Here is a 14,496-nt window from a genome sequence, read left to right as displayed (position 1 = left end):
ATACAACCGCTCCAGGTCGCTGCGCGCGTCAACATCGCGCCAGTCAAATAAGCTCGGTTCAATGGCCGCCATGGGGTCCTCCTGCAAAGGATCGTCTCGATAACGATATGATCCCTTGGCGGCCGCCTTTTTGCACGACCCCGCCGCTACGCTGGGGNGAATTTTCGCCCGCCGCCCCAGCCCACCCGCGCAACTGACTGATTGTTCGTTCCGGGCTGGGGTAAACGAAAGTTTTCCACCGCCGGGCGGCTTTTCAGTTCAGGGGGTTGCGGACACCGCTAGAGGCTCAATGCGACTGGAGCATCCGGTGCGCGACCTCTCCCTGGCGGACTGGGAGGGAGCGCTACGGATCAACCTCACCGGGCAGTTTCTCTGCGCGCGCGAGGCGATTCGACGCTTTACGGAACAGGCCCAGGCCGCGACCGGTGCGTCGGGCAACGGCCGCTCTGCCGCCGGGACCAGCGCCGGTAAGATCCTCTGCATCGCGGCGGTCCACGATCGTCCCGGCTGGGCGGGCCAGGGCAGCGATGCCGTGTCGAAGGGCGGTGCCTTGCGGCTCGTGCAGAGCCTGGCCGAGGAACTGGCCCCCTACCGCATTCGGGTGAATGCCATCTGCCCAGGGGCCATCCGCACCGGCACCGGCCGCCCCTCCTGGGCGACGCCGGAGGCCGAGGCCGCGCTGCTGGAGTCCATCCCCCTCGGGCGCTTGGGCATCATCGAGGACGTCGGTCGCGCCGCCGTGTGGCTCGTCTCGGACGAGTCGGATTACATCACCGGGGCGACGCTCTATGTGGATGGGGGCATGAGCCTCGCGACCGGTGCTCGGGGCGGGCGATTGGCATGATTCTTCATACCCTAGGCGCGCCGGCGCTGCTCATCGCGACAACCGGCGGTGCACTGGCCGGGGAGACCACCGGATCCCCGACCAGTGACTCCCGGGGCGATGTCCGGGGCCTGGCGCCGAACGAGTCGCCCTGGTGGCCCAGCCTCATCCTGCCGCGTTCCAGTCGGGTCAACCCGGCCCTGACGATCGTCGCCTGGGCCCTGCGGGTTGCCGACCGGCTGGCCGGGACCGGGGAGGCGGCCGCGCGGCCCTCCATGAGGGCCGTTGAGGCGCCCGAGGGTGCTGCCTGGGCCATGCAGGAGGCGGTGGTCGCGGCGCACCGGTCCGACGCCGACGCCTTCTACGCCGATCTGCTGCCCGCCGCCTCCGCCGAGGACCACCGGATCCTGCGTCAGGCCCTGGCCGGGATGATCTGGTCCAAGCAGTTCTTCCATTACGATGTGGCGCGCTGGCTGCGCGTCGACCGGGGTGCTGCTCGGCGCCGTGACCGGCGTAGACAAGGAACGCCGTGCGGTCATCATGGATGGCCGCTCGCTGCCCTACGACTATCTGGTGCTGGCCACCGAGGCGAGTCACAGCTATTTCGGTCGCGACGACTGGGAGCCCTGCGCCACCGGCCTCAAGTGCATTGATGACGCGACCGAGATCCGCCGGCGCGTCCTGCTGGCCTTCGAGCGCGCCGAGGCCACCGAGGACGACGCCGAGCGGGCCGCCCTCATGACCTTCCTCATCGTCGGCGGCGGTCCCACCGGGGTCGAACTCGCCGGGGCCATCGCCGAGTTGGCTCGCTTCGGGATGGAGCGGGACTTTCGCCGCATCGATCCCCGCGCGGCGCGGGTGATCCTGGTCCAGTCCGGTCCGCGCATCCTCCCGACCTTCCCCGAACCGCTCTCGGCCCACGCGACCCGGGCCCTGCAGGACCTCGGGGTCGAGGTGGTGATCGAGAGCCGGGTGACGGACATCGACGCCCAGGGTGTGGCGGTCGACGGCAGCGCCATCGCGGCGCGCACCGTGCTCTGGGCCGCGGGCGTGGTGGCCTCGCCGGCAACGCGGTGGCTCGCGGCCGGAGCGGATCGGGGGTGATCGCCGCCAGGGTCGCCGGACGGTCACCGCCCGGGCCATTCCGCTACCGCCACCAGGGCAGTTTGGCCACCATCGGCCGCAAGGCAGCGGTGGTTGACCTGGGCTGGCTGCGCGTCTCCGGCGCCCTGGCCTGGTGGCTGTGGGGGCTCGTACACGTCTTCTTCCTGGTCGGGGTGCGCAACCGGGTCGCGGTGATCGCGAACTGGTTCTGGGCCTATCTTACCTTCCGCAGCGGCACGCGCCTGATCGTCGGTCAGCTCGAATCCGCGCCGCCATCGTCTGATCAACTGGCGCCGGCGCCGGGGAGGCCTCATGGAGCATAGAATTTCTCAGGGGCAATTCGTTTGTCTTTCCCTGCTGTTGCTGGCGATGCAGGCGGCGGCCGACCCCCTCCTGGTGAAGGTTCCGCCCGGGACCTTCGTGCTGGGTGCCGACGCCCCCCGTCAGGGTCCGCCGACCCGGATGGACATGCCCGCCTTCGCGATCACGGCCACCGAGATCACCGTCGGCGACTATCGGGCATTCGTCGCCGCCACCGACTACCAGCCACCCGCCGGATGCTTCGACTGGCAGGACGGGGCCTTCGTCGATGTCCCGGATAGCCGATGGGACGACGCCCGCCATGCCTCGTCGGATGCGCTTCCGGTGGTCTGCATCCGTTGGGCCGATGCGGTCGCCTACGCGGACTGGCTGTCCGCCGCCGACGGCGCCCGCTGGCGGCTGCCCACCGAGGCGGAATGGGAGTACGCGGCCAAGGGCGCAAACTCGGCCTCCCAGCCGCTGACCCCGGATGGCGCCTGCACCTTCGCCAACCTGCATGACGCGGCCTCGGTCCAGGCCGGCGGACCGGGACTCGATCCGCTGCCCTGCGACGACGGCTACGCCAAGACGGCACCGGTCGGCGGTCGGCGTGCGAACGGCTTCGGGCTCCATGACAGTCTGGGCAACGTCACCGAATGGACCTCAAGCTGCTGGCGCGACGCCCACGACAGCCCGGACGCCGACTGCTCGCGCCATGTCGCGCGCGGCGGCGCCTGGAAGGACGACCTGGCCCAGGCCAGCACCACGAGCCGTGTCGGCCTGTCCGAGGACTTTCGCAGCGGCTATTTCGGGTTCCGGCTGGTGAGGGAGCGGTGAGATGTCCATCACCCATTCTTCCAGGTTGTACCGCTGGATACCGGTGATGGCACCGTCGTCTTCGACCCCAAGCAGGATGGCGCCGCCTCGAAAGTTGGCAGACGCAACCGCGTCCGTCGCGACTCTATCCACATCCACTGTGCCGGGGGGCGATGCAGGCCGTGACGTTGGGTGGAGGTCTGCTGGCCTTCGTCGGCCGGTTGCGCGCGGCGCAGCCGATCGCGCCGCTGGGAGGCTGAGATGCCCGGCGCGGAGTGGGTGAAGATCGCGTCGGACTGGTTGCAATTTGGCGTCGCCGGCGCGGCAGGCGGGGCGATTGCGATCTGGGCCTCGCTGGGGCGGCGCGACAGCTCGCTGGCATCCACCCTGGCGGCATTGCGGGCCGATCTGGATACCCGGCTGTCGAACGTGATGGAGCGCCTGACGCGCATCGAGGCGGGCGGTGTGCCGGCCGGGCAGTGCGCCTCGCACATCGCGCGCATTGTGGCGCTGGAGACCGCGGGGCGGACTGGCGTCACCCATGATGACATTGCGCGCGCCCATCATCGGATGGATGTGTTCGAAGGGCAGATCGGGCGCATGACGGGTCTGCTCGAAGGCATTTCGCACGCCATGGATCGGTTGGAGACGCACATGATGCAGCACGGGCCGCGGGCGGGTGATTAGATGGCCACCCTGCCGCTGGACTATCGCGCGGCGTTGATCGAGGATCAGCGCCGCATTGTCTTGAACACCCTGCTGGGCGAGCCGGAGCAAACCGCCATGCTCAGCCGGGTGCGCGAGGCGCTGCGGGCGCTGCGCCATCAAGTGAGCGCCGATGCGGCGCGGGTGCTGCTCGACTGGCTGGATGAGGCCGGACTGGTCACGGTGCTCGGCGACGCGGTGCCGGTGGCGCGGCTGACGCAGCGCGGCGAGGACGTGGCGCGCGGTGATGCGCACGTGTTCGGCGTGGCGCGTGAGCGGCGCTGATGCCTCCTGTTTCCTGGTACGACCGGCTGCCGGCCGACTTCCGCCTCGATTTCTGCAAGGAGGCGGCGGCCCGTGGCTGGGGCGATATGGTGGGCCTGTCGGCCTGGCTGACCGAGCGCGGCTACAGCATCGGCAAAAGCGCGGTCGGCGAGACCGTGAAGCAGTTACGCGACGAGTACGACGACACCATGCGCGAGATGCGCGCCATGGCGGAGTTGGCGCGGCAGATCACGGAGCAGGACAGCGACCCAACCGCCGCCTTGAACGATTTGGCCGGCCGGTTGATGACGGATCAGTTAGTGCGGGCCGCAAAGGAGTTGCGCGCGGCGGAAGACCTGGACATCAGTGACCGGATCAAGCTGCTGCAGAAGCTCGCGATGCCGATCACCCAGAGCCAGCGCGCGGCGGTCTACGCCCGGCGCTGGAGCCAGGAGCAGCGCCGCGAGGCGGAGGCCGCGGTGCGCGAGGCCGCGCTGGCCGCGGGGCTGGACGATGCCACGGCCGAGCGGGTCGCCTCCGGGGTGAAGATCTATCTGCCGGATAACGGCCGCCGCGGAGCGGGCGGTGGCTGACGCGGCGGTCGAGTTCCGCCCGCAACCGGGACCGCAGGAACAGTTCCTGTCGTCCGCGGCGGATATCTGCATCTATGGCGGCGCCGCCTATGGCGGTAAGACGTTCGCCCTCCTCCTGGAGGGCGCGCGCTTTTCCGGCGATGCCGACTTTGGTGGGGTGATCTTCCGGCGGACCTCGCCGCAAATCACGGCGGAAGGCGGTCTGTGGGATACGGCGGAGAAAATTTACCCCTTGCTGGGGGCCGAGCCGTATGGGCAGAAGCAGTGGCGGTTCCCGTCCGGCGCCAAGCTCTCATTCAGCCACCTGCAGCACGAGAAAGACAAGTTCAGTTGGCAGGGCGCGCAGCTCCCGCTGATCGGCCTGGACGAGCTGACGCACTTCACCGAGGGCCAGTTCTGGTACCTGGTCAGCCGTAACCGCGACCCCTCCGGCACCGTCAAGCCCTACATCCGCGCCACAACCAACCCGGACCCGGACTCGTGGGTGGCGACGCTGATCGAATGGTGGATCGACCAGGACACCGGCTACGCCATCCCGGAGCGCTCCGGCGTCATCCGCTATGTGGCGCGCATCAATGATCAACTGGAGTGGGCCGACACCGCGGCCGACCTCATTGCACGACATCCGGGGTGTCAGCCGCTGAGCCTGACCTTCGTCGCCAGCTCCTACAAGGACAACCCGCTGGGCCTGGCTGCCGATCCGGGCTACATGGCGCGCTTATCGAACCTGCCGAAGGTCGAGGCCGAACGCCTGAAGAATGGCAATTGGCTGATCCGCGCCGCGGCCGGCGATTATTTCCGCGAGTCCGACTTTCAATTTATTTACGCCACGGAGCTGCCGGCGCGGCGCCTGCGCGCGCGCTTCTGGGACCGCGCCGCGACGCTGCCCAGCGAGGCCAATCCGGATCCCGACTGGACGGCCGGCGTGCTGCTGTCGCTGGACCCCGATAGCGGCATGATCTACATCGAGCATGTTGATCGCTTTCGCGGACGGCCCGGCACGGTGCAGGCGCGCATCCGGCTGCGGGCGGAAGAAGACGGGCACCCGACCGCGGTCGGGCTGTTCCGCGATCCCGGCCAGGCCGGTATCGCCGATGTGGATCATCTCATCCGGCTGCTGGCCGGCTACCGCACGATTGTGGTGCCGGAGACCACCTCGAAGGAGACCAAGGCCGGACCGCTCTCCAGCTACGCGGCCGGCGCCGGGCCCGGCCAGGGCAAGGTCGGCATCGTGCGCGGCCCCTGGAACGCGGCCTTGATCGCCGAGTTGGAAAATTTCCCGAAGGGTCGCCATGACGACCAGGTGGACGGCGCAGCCGGCGCCTTCAACTGGCTGGCCACGCAACTCGGCGCGGTCGACTACCGCTATCTGCCGGTGCCCTTGCCGCGCTTCGGCGCGCGACCCGCGCCGGGCGCCTTCCTGGGTGCGCCGCGCCGGGCGGCGGCCACCACCGTGCGCCCCGCGCGCCGAGGAGTTTACTGATGCCTGAGCAAGCCGGCCTGGTCGATGTGCGCGGCGAACCGCTGCGCCGGTCCCGTGCGGACCTGGAGCGGCCGATCGCGGTGGCGACGCTCACCGGCATTCATCAGGTGTTCAGCGGCGCGGTGTTCACCGGCGGGTTGGACCCCGAGCGCCTGGGGAGCCTGTTGCAGCAAGCCGATGCCGGCGAGGCCGAGGCCTACCTGTCGCTCGCCATCGAGATGGAACGGCGCGAGCCGGTCTACCGCTCGGTGCTCAGCACGCGCAAGCGGGCGGTGACCCGGCTGCCGGTCACGGTGGAGTCGGCGACCGATGCCGCTGCCGATGTCGCACTGGCCGATGAAATCCGCTCGCTGATTCGCGCGCCCGGCTTCAGCCGCGCGCGCGGGGATCTGCTCGATGGGCTGGGCAAAGGCTTTGCGGCAGTGGAAGTGGCCTGGGACACCCGCCGCGCGCCCTGGGTCCCGCGCGATCGGGTGGACTTCAAGACCGGGGCGAAGGTGCGCGGCTATCAGTGGATCGATCCGCGGTGGTTTCGCTATGACCGGCTGTCCGGCCGCGAGTTGCGCCTGCTCACCGACACGGATCAATTGGACGGCATGGCGCTGCCGCCCTACCGCTACATCATCCACGAGCCCTATTTGATGAGCGGCCTGCCGCTGTGGGGCGGCCTGGCGCGCGTCGCGGCCGTGGCCTATATGGCCAAGAGCTTCAGCTTGGGTGATTGGCTGCGCTTCGCCGCGACCTACGGGATGCCGTTGCGCCTGGGCAAATACGGCGTCGCGGCCAAGGAGGAAGACATTGCGGTGCTGGCGCGTGCGGTCGCCAACCTCGGCACCGATTGGGGCGCGGTGGTGCCCGACTCGATGATCATCGAGCTGCTGCAAGCCGCCGGCAGCAGCGGCACCGGCGGCGCGGAGGTGTTCCGCGCGCTGGCGAACTGGGCCGATGAGGCGCTGTGCATCCTGGTGTTGGGGCAGACCGCCAGCACCAAGGGTACGCCCGGCAGCCTGGGCAATGACCAGGCGCGCGCCGACGTGCGCGAGGACATCCGCGATGCCGATGCGGCGGACCTCGCCGAGACCTTGAACCGGGATCTGGTCGGCGCCTATCTGGCGCTGAACCATGGCGCCATGGATCCGGACGCGGCGCCGCGCATCGTCATCGCCGAGCCGGATGCGGAGGACATCACGGCGCTGACCGACTCGCTGAAAGCGCTGGTGCCGCTGGGGATGCGGGTGGGTGCGAGCGTGGTGCGTGATCGGCTGGGCTGGCCCGACCCGGAGGACGGCGAGGAGGTGCTGGGCGCCGCGGCGGAGCCGGAGCCGGAGCCGGACCCCGACGCGCCGCCCCCGCGGCCGCCGCCGGCGCTGAATCGCGCCGCCGGGCCGGCCGCGGCCGACGTGCCCGACGTGCCCGACGTGGACCCCGCGGTGCTGGCCCGCCTGAGCGCGCAGGGTCAGGCCGCGCTGGGCGGGATGCTCGATCAGGTGCGCGCCATGCTGGCCGCCGCCGGCTCCATGGAGGAAGCGGCGGCGATGATCGAGGCGGCCTATCCGCGGCTGGATGCCGGGCCGCTGGCGGCGGCGCTGGCCGAGGCGCGCGCGGTGGCACACCTCGCGGGGCGGGCGGATGTGGTGGATGAGGCCGCGGCGACATGAGTACCGACGCTTGCGTGGGAAAAGACACGGTGCCGCCGCGGCGGCATACGCACGCGCGGGCGTGCTTTTGGTGTCGGCATTTCAGCGAGCGGGGCGGCCAATCGGCGTGCACCCATCCGGCCTATGGGGTGCCGACGCCCTGGCGCGAGGCGATCCAGGAGGGGCAGCCGTGCGGGGGGGCGAATGCGCCGCTGTGGGAGGCGCGCCGCGATGGCTGAGGTGCGCTACGGTGACCTGCCCTTCGCCGAGGCCATCGCCTACCTCAAGGACAAGATCGACCTGGCGACCGACCATTGGGACGACATCCAGGGCGAGGAGCACGACCACAGTTTCATCGTCGCCGGGGCGGCCAAGGCGGACCTGTTAGCCGATCTGCACGCGGCTGTCCTCAAGGGCCTGGATCAGGGCACCACCATTGAGGAGTTCCGGCGCGACTTCGAAGCCGCGGTGGCTACCCACGGCTGGACCGGCTGGACCGGCAGCGACACCGCGCAAGGGCGCGCGTGGCGCACCGCGACGATTTACGAGACCAATCTGCGCACCAGCTACCAGGCCGGGCGGCGGGCGCAGCATCTGGCGGGCGCGGCCCAGCGGCCGTATCTGCAATATCACCATGCCGATGGGTCGATTCATCCGCGGCCGTTGCATGTGAGTTGGAACGGGACGGTTCTCGCGGCCGATGATCCGTGGTGGGACAGCCATTACACGCCCAATGGCTGGCGCTGCCGGTGCTACATCACCAGCCTCGCGGACCGGGATCTGCAGCGCCTGGGCAAGACCGGCCCCGACCCCACCCCGGACGATGGCACCTATGTGCACAAAGACCGCCAGGGCCGCGAGCACGTGCTGCCGGCGGGCATCGACTACGGGTGGGACCATGCGCCGGGAGCGACGCGGGATCTGATCAAGGAAGTCCAGGCCAAGGCAGAGCGGTTGCCGGGGGGCATTGGGCAGGACCTGCGGGCAGCCATCGCCGGCCGCGGATTCGCGGCACGGCCAGCCGCTGCCGGTGCCGCTGATCCGATCCGCGCGGCGCTCGCGTCGCCGGCCTTCGACGACTTTTTCGCGGGCGCACCGCAGGCGCCAGCGCGGTTTGCCGTGGCCGCTCTAGGGGCGGCAGAGCAGCGCTTGTTTGGGGTCACCGGTGACCGGCTGTGGCTCTCGCGCACGACGCTGGACGAGCACAAGGCGCGCCATCCCGAGGTGGGGGTCGACGACTATCGCCAGATTCCGGAGATCGTCGCGCGCGGCGCGGTCTGGGGTGGTCAGGCGGCGCGTCGCTATCTGGTGCTGTGGATTGGCGATAAGCCCTATCGCGCGGCACTCAAAGCCGATGCGCAAAACCAAGAGGCGTGGTTCTTGTCGCTGGTGGTCAGCGGCAAACAACAGCCGCCCAAAGGGGCGGTCAGATTGCGTTGAAACGGCTGGCGGGCCAAGTTGGCGACCTTGGTCAGCTCATCATGCCGAAGCATGGCTGAGTCAGCCTGATAACCCGCGCCAGTCGTTTTTATAGTATAGCGGACAGGAGCACGCGATGGCCGGAGCCGGTCTCCACCTCGAGGTCAAAGTCGAAGACGCCGAACTGCGCGCCCGGCTTGCGCAGCTCATCCGTAAGTGCAGCCACCCGGCCCCGGCGCTGGAGGAGATCGGCGAAGTGCTGTGGACCAGCACGCGCGAGCGCTTTGAGACCGAGAGCGGCCCGGACGGCGCCAAGTGGGCGCCCAACAGCGCGGTCACCCTGGCGCGTAAGCTCGGGGTGATCATGGGCAAGAAGAGCAACGTGACCAAGTCCGGGGGCCTGAGCGCGCGCGGACGCCGCGCGGTGGGGGTGCAGAAGGTGCTGACCCAGAGCGGCATCCTGGCCGACACCATCGCCCGGCAGTTGATCGACGGCGGCCATGGGGTGGAGGTCGGCACCAACCGGGTGTATGGCGCGGTGCAGCAGTTCGGCAACCCGGCCAACCGCTTTTACAACACCCCCGGCGGCGCCCCGGCGCCGATCCCGCCGCGGCCGTTTTTGGGCATCTCCGACGAGGATCGGACGCGCATCATCGAGATTCTCGAAGACTACCTGCGGCCGTAGGTTGGGGTGAGGAACGAACCCCAACGGCCCCCGACCGCGATCCCAAGCGTTGGGCCAGGGCGTGACCATGTTGCGCACGTGTTGCGCACCTAGCTAGCAGCCCGCGACAGCCGCTCGGGGTACCATCGGAGCGGTTTTGCCGGCGGGCCGTCTACGGCCTTCCTAGCGCCTCTGTCGCGCGCGGGCACGGCAGCGCAATAAAGGGCGTTAGTCGCCCCGACCGGACAGCGCGCGCACCATGCGCCCATGTCGCACCCCACCCATCCCCCCAAGCACGCGCCTCTCCCCCCCGGCAATCCGGCCGGGGGGCCAGTGGTGATGCAAGCCGAATGCTGTCGTGAACTGCCGCTGGTCGATGGCGCACCGCCGGCCCGGTTGTTGCTCGCTCCGGCCGGTGCCTTTGTCGGCCGCGACGGCCGACGCTACCGGCTCGACGATCCGCCGGCCCTGGCGGCGACGCTCAATGCCACGGGCGCCGATCTGCCGCTGGACTGGGAGCACGCCACCGAGTTGCTGGCCCCGTTGGGGCAACGCGCCGATGCCGCGGCCTGGCTGTCGGATTTCCGTGCCGACCCCGAGGGCATGACCGCGGCGGTGGCCTGGAATGCCCAGGGCGCCGACTCGGTGCAGTCGCGCGGGTACCGCTACTACTCCCCTGCGTATTACGTCGCTGCGGATCGCTCGATCACGGGGCTCAGCTCGGTCGGGCTGACCAACAAACCGAATCTGCGCCAGTTGCCGGCGCTCAATAGCGAGAACTCCACTATGCCGGACCTCCTCCCCGCGCCTTTGGCGCACGCGCTGGCGCTGCCGGCGGACGCTGACGCGGCGACCGCGGTCGCGGCCGTGAGCGCCTTGCAGACTGAGCTCAATGCCCTGCGTACGGCGACCCCGGACCTGTCGCGCTTTGTCCCCCGCGCGGATTACGACACCGCAATCAACCGCGCGGCGGCGGCCGAAACCGCGTTGCGCACCGCGCAAGCGGCAGAGCTCAACCGGCAGGTCGATGCGCTCCTGGAGCGCGGTCTGCGCGAGGCGCGCATCACGCCGCCCACGGTGGAGTATCACCGGGCGCAGGCGCAGTCGGCGGGCGGGCTGGAGCGGTTGACCGCGTTCCTCGCCGCCGCGCCCGCGGTGCTGGACTCAGAGACCCGGACGGTGAAGCCGCCGCAGGGTGCGGCGGAACTCAACGCCGAGCAGCGGGCCATCATGGACGCGTTCGGTAACACGCCTGAACTGCTGGCGAAATACGGAGCATCGGCATGACTGCGCTGACTCAAGGCCGCAATGCGCCGCGCATTGCCGGCGGTTCGTTCAACGGCCCGGTGGCCGCGGCGACCACCTGTTTCGAAGGCGGTCTGGCCTGCCGCGATGCGGCCGGCAACCTGGTGCCGGGGTCGACCGCGCTGGGGCTGACCGCGGTCGGCGTGTTTATGGACCGGGCGGTCAATGCGGGCGCGGCGGCGGCGCTCACCGTCGACTATGACGCCGGGGTGTTCGGGTTCGAGAACTCGGCAGGCGCCGATGCGATCACCAAGGCGGACATCGGCGAGCTGGCGTGGATCGTCGACGATCAGACGGTGGCCAAGCGCCAAGCCGGTACGCGCTCGGCGGCCGGCCAGATCGTGAACGTGGATGCGCAGTGGGTGTGGGTGGCGGTGGGCTGGACCCCGCCCGCGCGCGCCCAGGCGATCACCTTCGGGGCCCTGAGCAACAAGGCGGCCGACGCCGCGGTGCTGCGCTGGGTGGCACCGTTCGCCGGGACCATCAGCAAGGGCTTCACCGTGCTCAACGCGGCGCTGGCCGGCGGCGATGCCACGCTGACGCTGAAGATCGGCGCCACGGCAGTGACCGATGGCGTGATGACGGTGACGCAAGCCAGTTCGGCCGCCGGCGATGTGGACACCTGTGTGCCCAGCGCCGCGGCGACCTTTGCCGCCGGGGACGTGCTGTCGGTGACCGGCGGCGGGGCCTCGACCGCGACCTCGACCAGCACCGTGGTGCTGCTTGTCACTCCGCACGCGTAGGACCATCCGATGATCATCAACAAAACCAATATCGAGGAGGTCTTCCGGAACATCCGGGCGACCTTCAACGCGGCGCTGGAAGCGACCGAAACCCAGTACGGGCGGTTCACCACCACCATCAACACGGCGCAGATCACCGAAGCCATGGACTGGGTCGGCAGCTTGCCCAACTGGCGCAAGTGGGTCGGCGACAAGGTGGTCAACGCGCTGGCCGGGTTCACCTACAGCCTGACCTGCGAGCCGTACGAGTCGACCATCGGCGTGAAGAAGCGCGATCTGGAAGCCGATCGCCTGGGCATCTATCGCACCAAGGCGACCGGCCAGGGGGAGCTGGCCGCGTACTTCCCCGACGAGCTGGCCGGGGCCGCGCTCAACGAGGCCTTTACCGGCCTGTGCTTTGACGGCAAGCCGTTCTTCGCCACCGACCATCCGACCACGGGCAAGAACGGCAAAGCGGCGACTTACAGCAACAAGGGCACGGTGGTGCTGAGCGCGGCCACCCAGGCCGCGGCGATTGCCAGCCTGGGCGCGGGGCTCAAGGCGCTGCGCACGATGAAGAACGACCAGGGCCGGCCGGTGCGGGTGCGCAACATCGTGCTGCTGGTGCCCCCGGCGCTGGAAGACATCGCCATGGTGTTGGCGATGAACGATCGGCTGGAGGACGGCAAGCCGAATCCCTACAAGGGCCGCATCACGGTGGTGATGTGGGAGGAGCTGACCAGCGAGACCGCGTGGTATCTGCTGGGCGAGGCCGGGGGCATGCGCGCCTTGGTGCTGTTGCAGCGCCAGGCGCCGACCACCGCGCAGGTCACCGATCCGAATGACTCGCACGTGGTGATGACCGGCGAGTTCCTGTTCTCGATCGAAGCCGATGCGGTGGTGGGCTACAGCTTCCCGCAACTGGCCTGGGCCTCGACCGGCGCCGGCTGAGATGAGCTACACCACCCGTGAGGCGGTGGCCAACCGCCGCGGCACCCTGCCGCTGGAAGCCTACGGCGACGCCGATGCCGATGGCGCCGAGGACCCGGCACGGGTGGCCGCGACCATCCTGGAGGTCGATGCGCTGATCGACGGCGCCTTGGTCAGTCGCTGGCCGAGCGCGGTCGGCACGGCCGCGCCGTTGCTCGGGATGATCGCAGTGGATCTGGTGATCGACCGCCTGGCGGTGGGCTTGGCGCGCACGCTGGAGATCGAGGAGGCCGGCCGCGCGGCGATGCGGCGCCTGCTCGACATCGCCGAGGGGCGGCTGGACCCGCGCCCGCCGGAGCCGGGCGGTGCGGTGGCGCCGGAGCGCGCCGGCAGTGCGCGCGCCTGGGTCGGCGACCAGCCGCTGACGCGGGCGGCCTTGGGCCGGGTGCTGTAGGCCGCGCCCATGACGCAGGTGCGCATCCCGTATCCGGCCGCCGCGCCCGGCGAGTTGGGGCCGGTCAGCTTGAAGATCAGCCTGGTCGATGCGGCCGGGGCGCCAGTGCTGGGCTTCCAGCAGGAGGCGCTGCGCCACGTGCTGGTCCGCCGCGACCTGACGGCGGATGCGCTGGTGGACCTGCCGCCCAACGCGGGGCTGGCGCTGCCGGAGGGGGCGCCGAGTTATTACGCGATCGAGCTCGCCACCCCGCGCTACACCACGCGCTATCGCATCGAGGTGCCCGACAGCGCGCAGGTGCAGGAGCTGCGCGCGCTGGTGGCGGCAGCCCCGCTGGCCACCGGGCCGCAGGGGCCGGCGGGGCCGATGGGGCCGGCCGGGCCGGCCGGGGCCGCCGGGCCGATGGGGCCGCCCGGCGCGGACGGGGACATGCAGGCGGTGCTCTACGACCCGCGCGGCGTGCGCGCCGACGTGTTCGCTGCCGAGAACCTGATTGGGGCAATCGACGGCGGCGTTTTCTGATTGATGAGGACCTGATTCATGGCACGTATTCAACTGCGCGGCGGCCTCAAGTCCGCACTGCCGAACAGCAACCTGTTGGCGCGCGAGCCGCTGGTCACGACCGACCGCGGCACGCTGCACCTGGCTACCGGGGGCACCACGCGGATCCCGGTGGTGCCGGCGCTCGACGATCTGGCCACCATCCCCGCGGTCGATGGGGCCGCCGACTTCCTGCTGATCCACGATGCTTCGGGTGCTGGACAAAAAGAGACCAAGATCACCGTCAACGCGTTCAAGACGGCGCTCAACATCCCGGCCAGCTCGACCGATGAGAAGGTGGCCGCGGTGGCCGGCGGGACGGCCGGCTATCTGTGGGGCACCGACGGCAGCGACGGCGTGCTGCGCGGCTCGGCCTCGATCGCCCTGACCAAGGATGCGGGCAATGCGTTCATGGCGTTGGCGGTGGATGTGATCGACGGCGGGACCTTCTAGCCCATCATGGCGCAGCGGATTCGGGTCAAGCGCGGGACGCGCGCCCAGCTCGCGGCGGCGGCGGCGGCCAACGCCCTGGCGGCCGGCGAGCCGTATCTGATCACCGATGAGGGCGTGCTGGCGGTCGGCACGGCCGCCGGGACCTATGCCGACACCGGCGCGAGCGCGGTATGGGTCGGCCCCAGCGCCCCCACGGCCGCGGCCTATCGGCTGTGGTTCGACACCTCCGACCCGGCGCTGGTGCCCGGCGGGCTGTGCCTGTATGTGCGCGATCCCACGACCGG

General features: G+C 70.1%; 19 protein-coding genes. All 19 read left to right on the top strand.

What is annotated here, in order from left to right:
- Nucleotides 1–289 precede the first annotated feature (289 nt).
- A complete protein-coding gene (locus A39O_RS35985; protein WP_020508558.1) occupies nucleotides 290–844 on the top strand; it encodes an SDR family oxidoreductase in 555 nt (184 codons plus the stop codon).
- Nucleotides 845–1,282: 438 nt separating this feature from the next.
- Nucleotides 1,283–1,927, top strand: a complete 645-nt coding sequence (locus A39O_RS35975; protein WP_051088925.1) for an NAD(P)/FAD-dependent oxidoreductase — start codon at nucleotides 1,283–1,285, stop codon at nucleotides 1,925–1,927.
- Complete coding sequence (locus A39O_RS42450) at nucleotides 1,924–2,250, top strand: hypothetical protein (protein ID WP_051088924.1); 327 nt, start codon at nucleotides 1,924–1,926, stop codon at nucleotides 2,248–2,250. Before A39O_RS35975 ends, A39O_RS42450 begins: the two co-directional genes overlap by 4 nt.
- Complete coding sequence (locus A39O_RS0131160; protein WP_083925011.1) at nucleotides 2,240–3,064, top strand: formylglycine-generating enzyme family protein; 825 nt, start codon at nucleotides 2,240–2,242, stop codon at nucleotides 3,062–3,064. The genes A39O_RS42450 and A39O_RS0131160 overlap by 11 nt, the downstream gene beginning before the upstream one ends.
- Nucleotides 3,065–3,304: 240 nt before the next feature.
- A complete protein-coding gene (locus A39O_RS0131150) occupies nucleotides 3,305–3,730 on the top strand; it encodes a hypothetical protein (RefSeq protein ID WP_020508555.1) in 426 nt (141 codons plus the stop codon).
- Entirely contained in the window at nucleotides 3,731–4,033 is a 303-nt protein-coding gene (locus tag A39O_RS0131145; protein ID WP_020508554.1) for a VpaChn25_0724 family phage protein, read from the top strand.
- Nucleotides 4,033–4,605: a phage protein Gp27 family protein gene (locus A39O_RS0131140; protein WP_020508553.1), complete on the top strand. Its 573-nt coding sequence runs from the start codon at nucleotides 4,033–4,035 to the stop codon at nucleotides 4,603–4,605. The genes A39O_RS0131145 and A39O_RS0131140 overlap by 1 nt, the downstream gene beginning before the upstream one ends.
- Complete coding sequence (gene terL / locus A39O_RS35970; RefSeq protein ID WP_020508552.1) at nucleotides 4,598–6,088, top strand: phage terminase large subunit; 1,491 nt, start codon at nucleotides 4,598–4,600, stop codon at nucleotides 6,086–6,088. Before A39O_RS0131140 ends, terL begins: the two co-directional genes overlap by 8 nt.
- Nucleotides 6,088–7,746, top strand: coding sequence for a DUF935 domain-containing protein (locus tag A39O_RS0131130; protein WP_020508551.1), 1,659 nt, complete (start codon nucleotides 6,088–6,090; stop codon nucleotides 7,744–7,746). Before terL ends, A39O_RS0131130 begins: the two co-directional genes overlap by 1 nt.
- Complete coding sequence (locus A39O_RS41495; protein WP_157640544.1) at nucleotides 7,743–7,964, top strand: hypothetical protein; 222 nt, start codon at nucleotides 7,743–7,745, stop codon at nucleotides 7,962–7,964. Before A39O_RS0131130 ends, A39O_RS41495 begins: the two co-directional genes overlap by 4 nt.
- Entirely contained in the window at nucleotides 7,957–9,165 is a 1,209-nt protein-coding gene (locus A39O_RS37340) for a phage head morphogenesis protein (protein ID WP_020508550.1), read from the top strand. Before A39O_RS41495 ends, A39O_RS37340 begins: the two co-directional genes overlap by 8 nt.
- A 115-nt stretch (nucleotides 9,166–9,280) precedes the next feature.
- Nucleotides 9,281–9,829, top strand: a complete 549-nt coding sequence (locus A39O_RS0131120) for a phage virion morphogenesis protein (RefSeq protein ID WP_020508549.1) — start codon at nucleotides 9,281–9,283, stop codon at nucleotides 9,827–9,829.
- 246 nt (nucleotides 9,830–10,075) lie between these two features.
- A complete protein-coding gene (locus A39O_RS35960; RefSeq protein ID WP_083925009.1) occupies nucleotides 10,076–11,095 on the top strand; it encodes a phage protease in 1,020 nt (339 codons plus the stop codon).
- Nucleotides 11,092–11,856 carry a hypothetical protein gene (locus A39O_RS42445; protein WP_020508547.1) on the top strand — a complete coding sequence of 255 codons (765 nt, stop codon included), beginning with the start codon at nucleotides 11,092–11,094 and terminating at the stop codon, nucleotides 11,854–11,856. The genes A39O_RS35960 and A39O_RS42445 overlap by 4 nt, the downstream gene beginning before the upstream one ends.
- 9 nt (nucleotides 11,857–11,865) lie before the next feature.
- Nucleotides 11,866–12,786, top strand: a complete 921-nt coding sequence (locus A39O_RS0131105) for a Mu-like prophage major head subunit gpT family protein (RefSeq protein ID WP_020508546.1) — start codon at nucleotides 11,866–11,868, stop codon at nucleotides 12,784–12,786.
- A 1-nt stretch (nucleotide 12,787) separates the two neighbouring features.
- Nucleotides 12,788–13,219: a phage protein Gp36 family protein gene (locus tag A39O_RS0131100; protein ID WP_020508545.1), complete on the top strand. Its 432-nt coding sequence runs from the start codon at nucleotides 12,788–12,790 to the stop codon at nucleotides 13,217–13,219.
- A 9-nt stretch (nucleotides 13,220–13,228) separates the two neighbouring features.
- A complete protein-coding gene (locus tag A39O_RS41490; RefSeq protein ID WP_026199883.1) occupies nucleotides 13,229–13,741 on the top strand; it encodes a hypothetical protein in 513 nt (170 codons plus the stop codon).
- An 18-nt stretch (nucleotides 13,742–13,759) separates the two neighbouring features.
- Complete coding sequence (locus tag A39O_RS0131090) at nucleotides 13,760–14,212, top strand: hyaluronate lyase N-terminal domain-containing protein (protein WP_020508544.1); 453 nt, start codon at nucleotides 13,760–13,762, stop codon at nucleotides 14,210–14,212.
- Between the two features lie 6 nt (nucleotides 14,213–14,218).
- Nucleotides 14,219–14,496: hypothetical protein (locus A39O_RS35945; RefSeq protein ID WP_040529249.1), on the top strand; the 278-nt coding region annotated here is incomplete at its 3' end.

It is taken from the genome of Lamprocystis purpurea DSM 4197 (assembly GCF_000379525.1).
Lineage (GTDB): Bacteria > Pseudomonadota > Gammaproteobacteria > Chromatiales > Chromatiaceae > Thiodictyon > Thiodictyon purpureum.
This window is presented reverse-complemented; position numbering and strand designations above follow the sequence as displayed.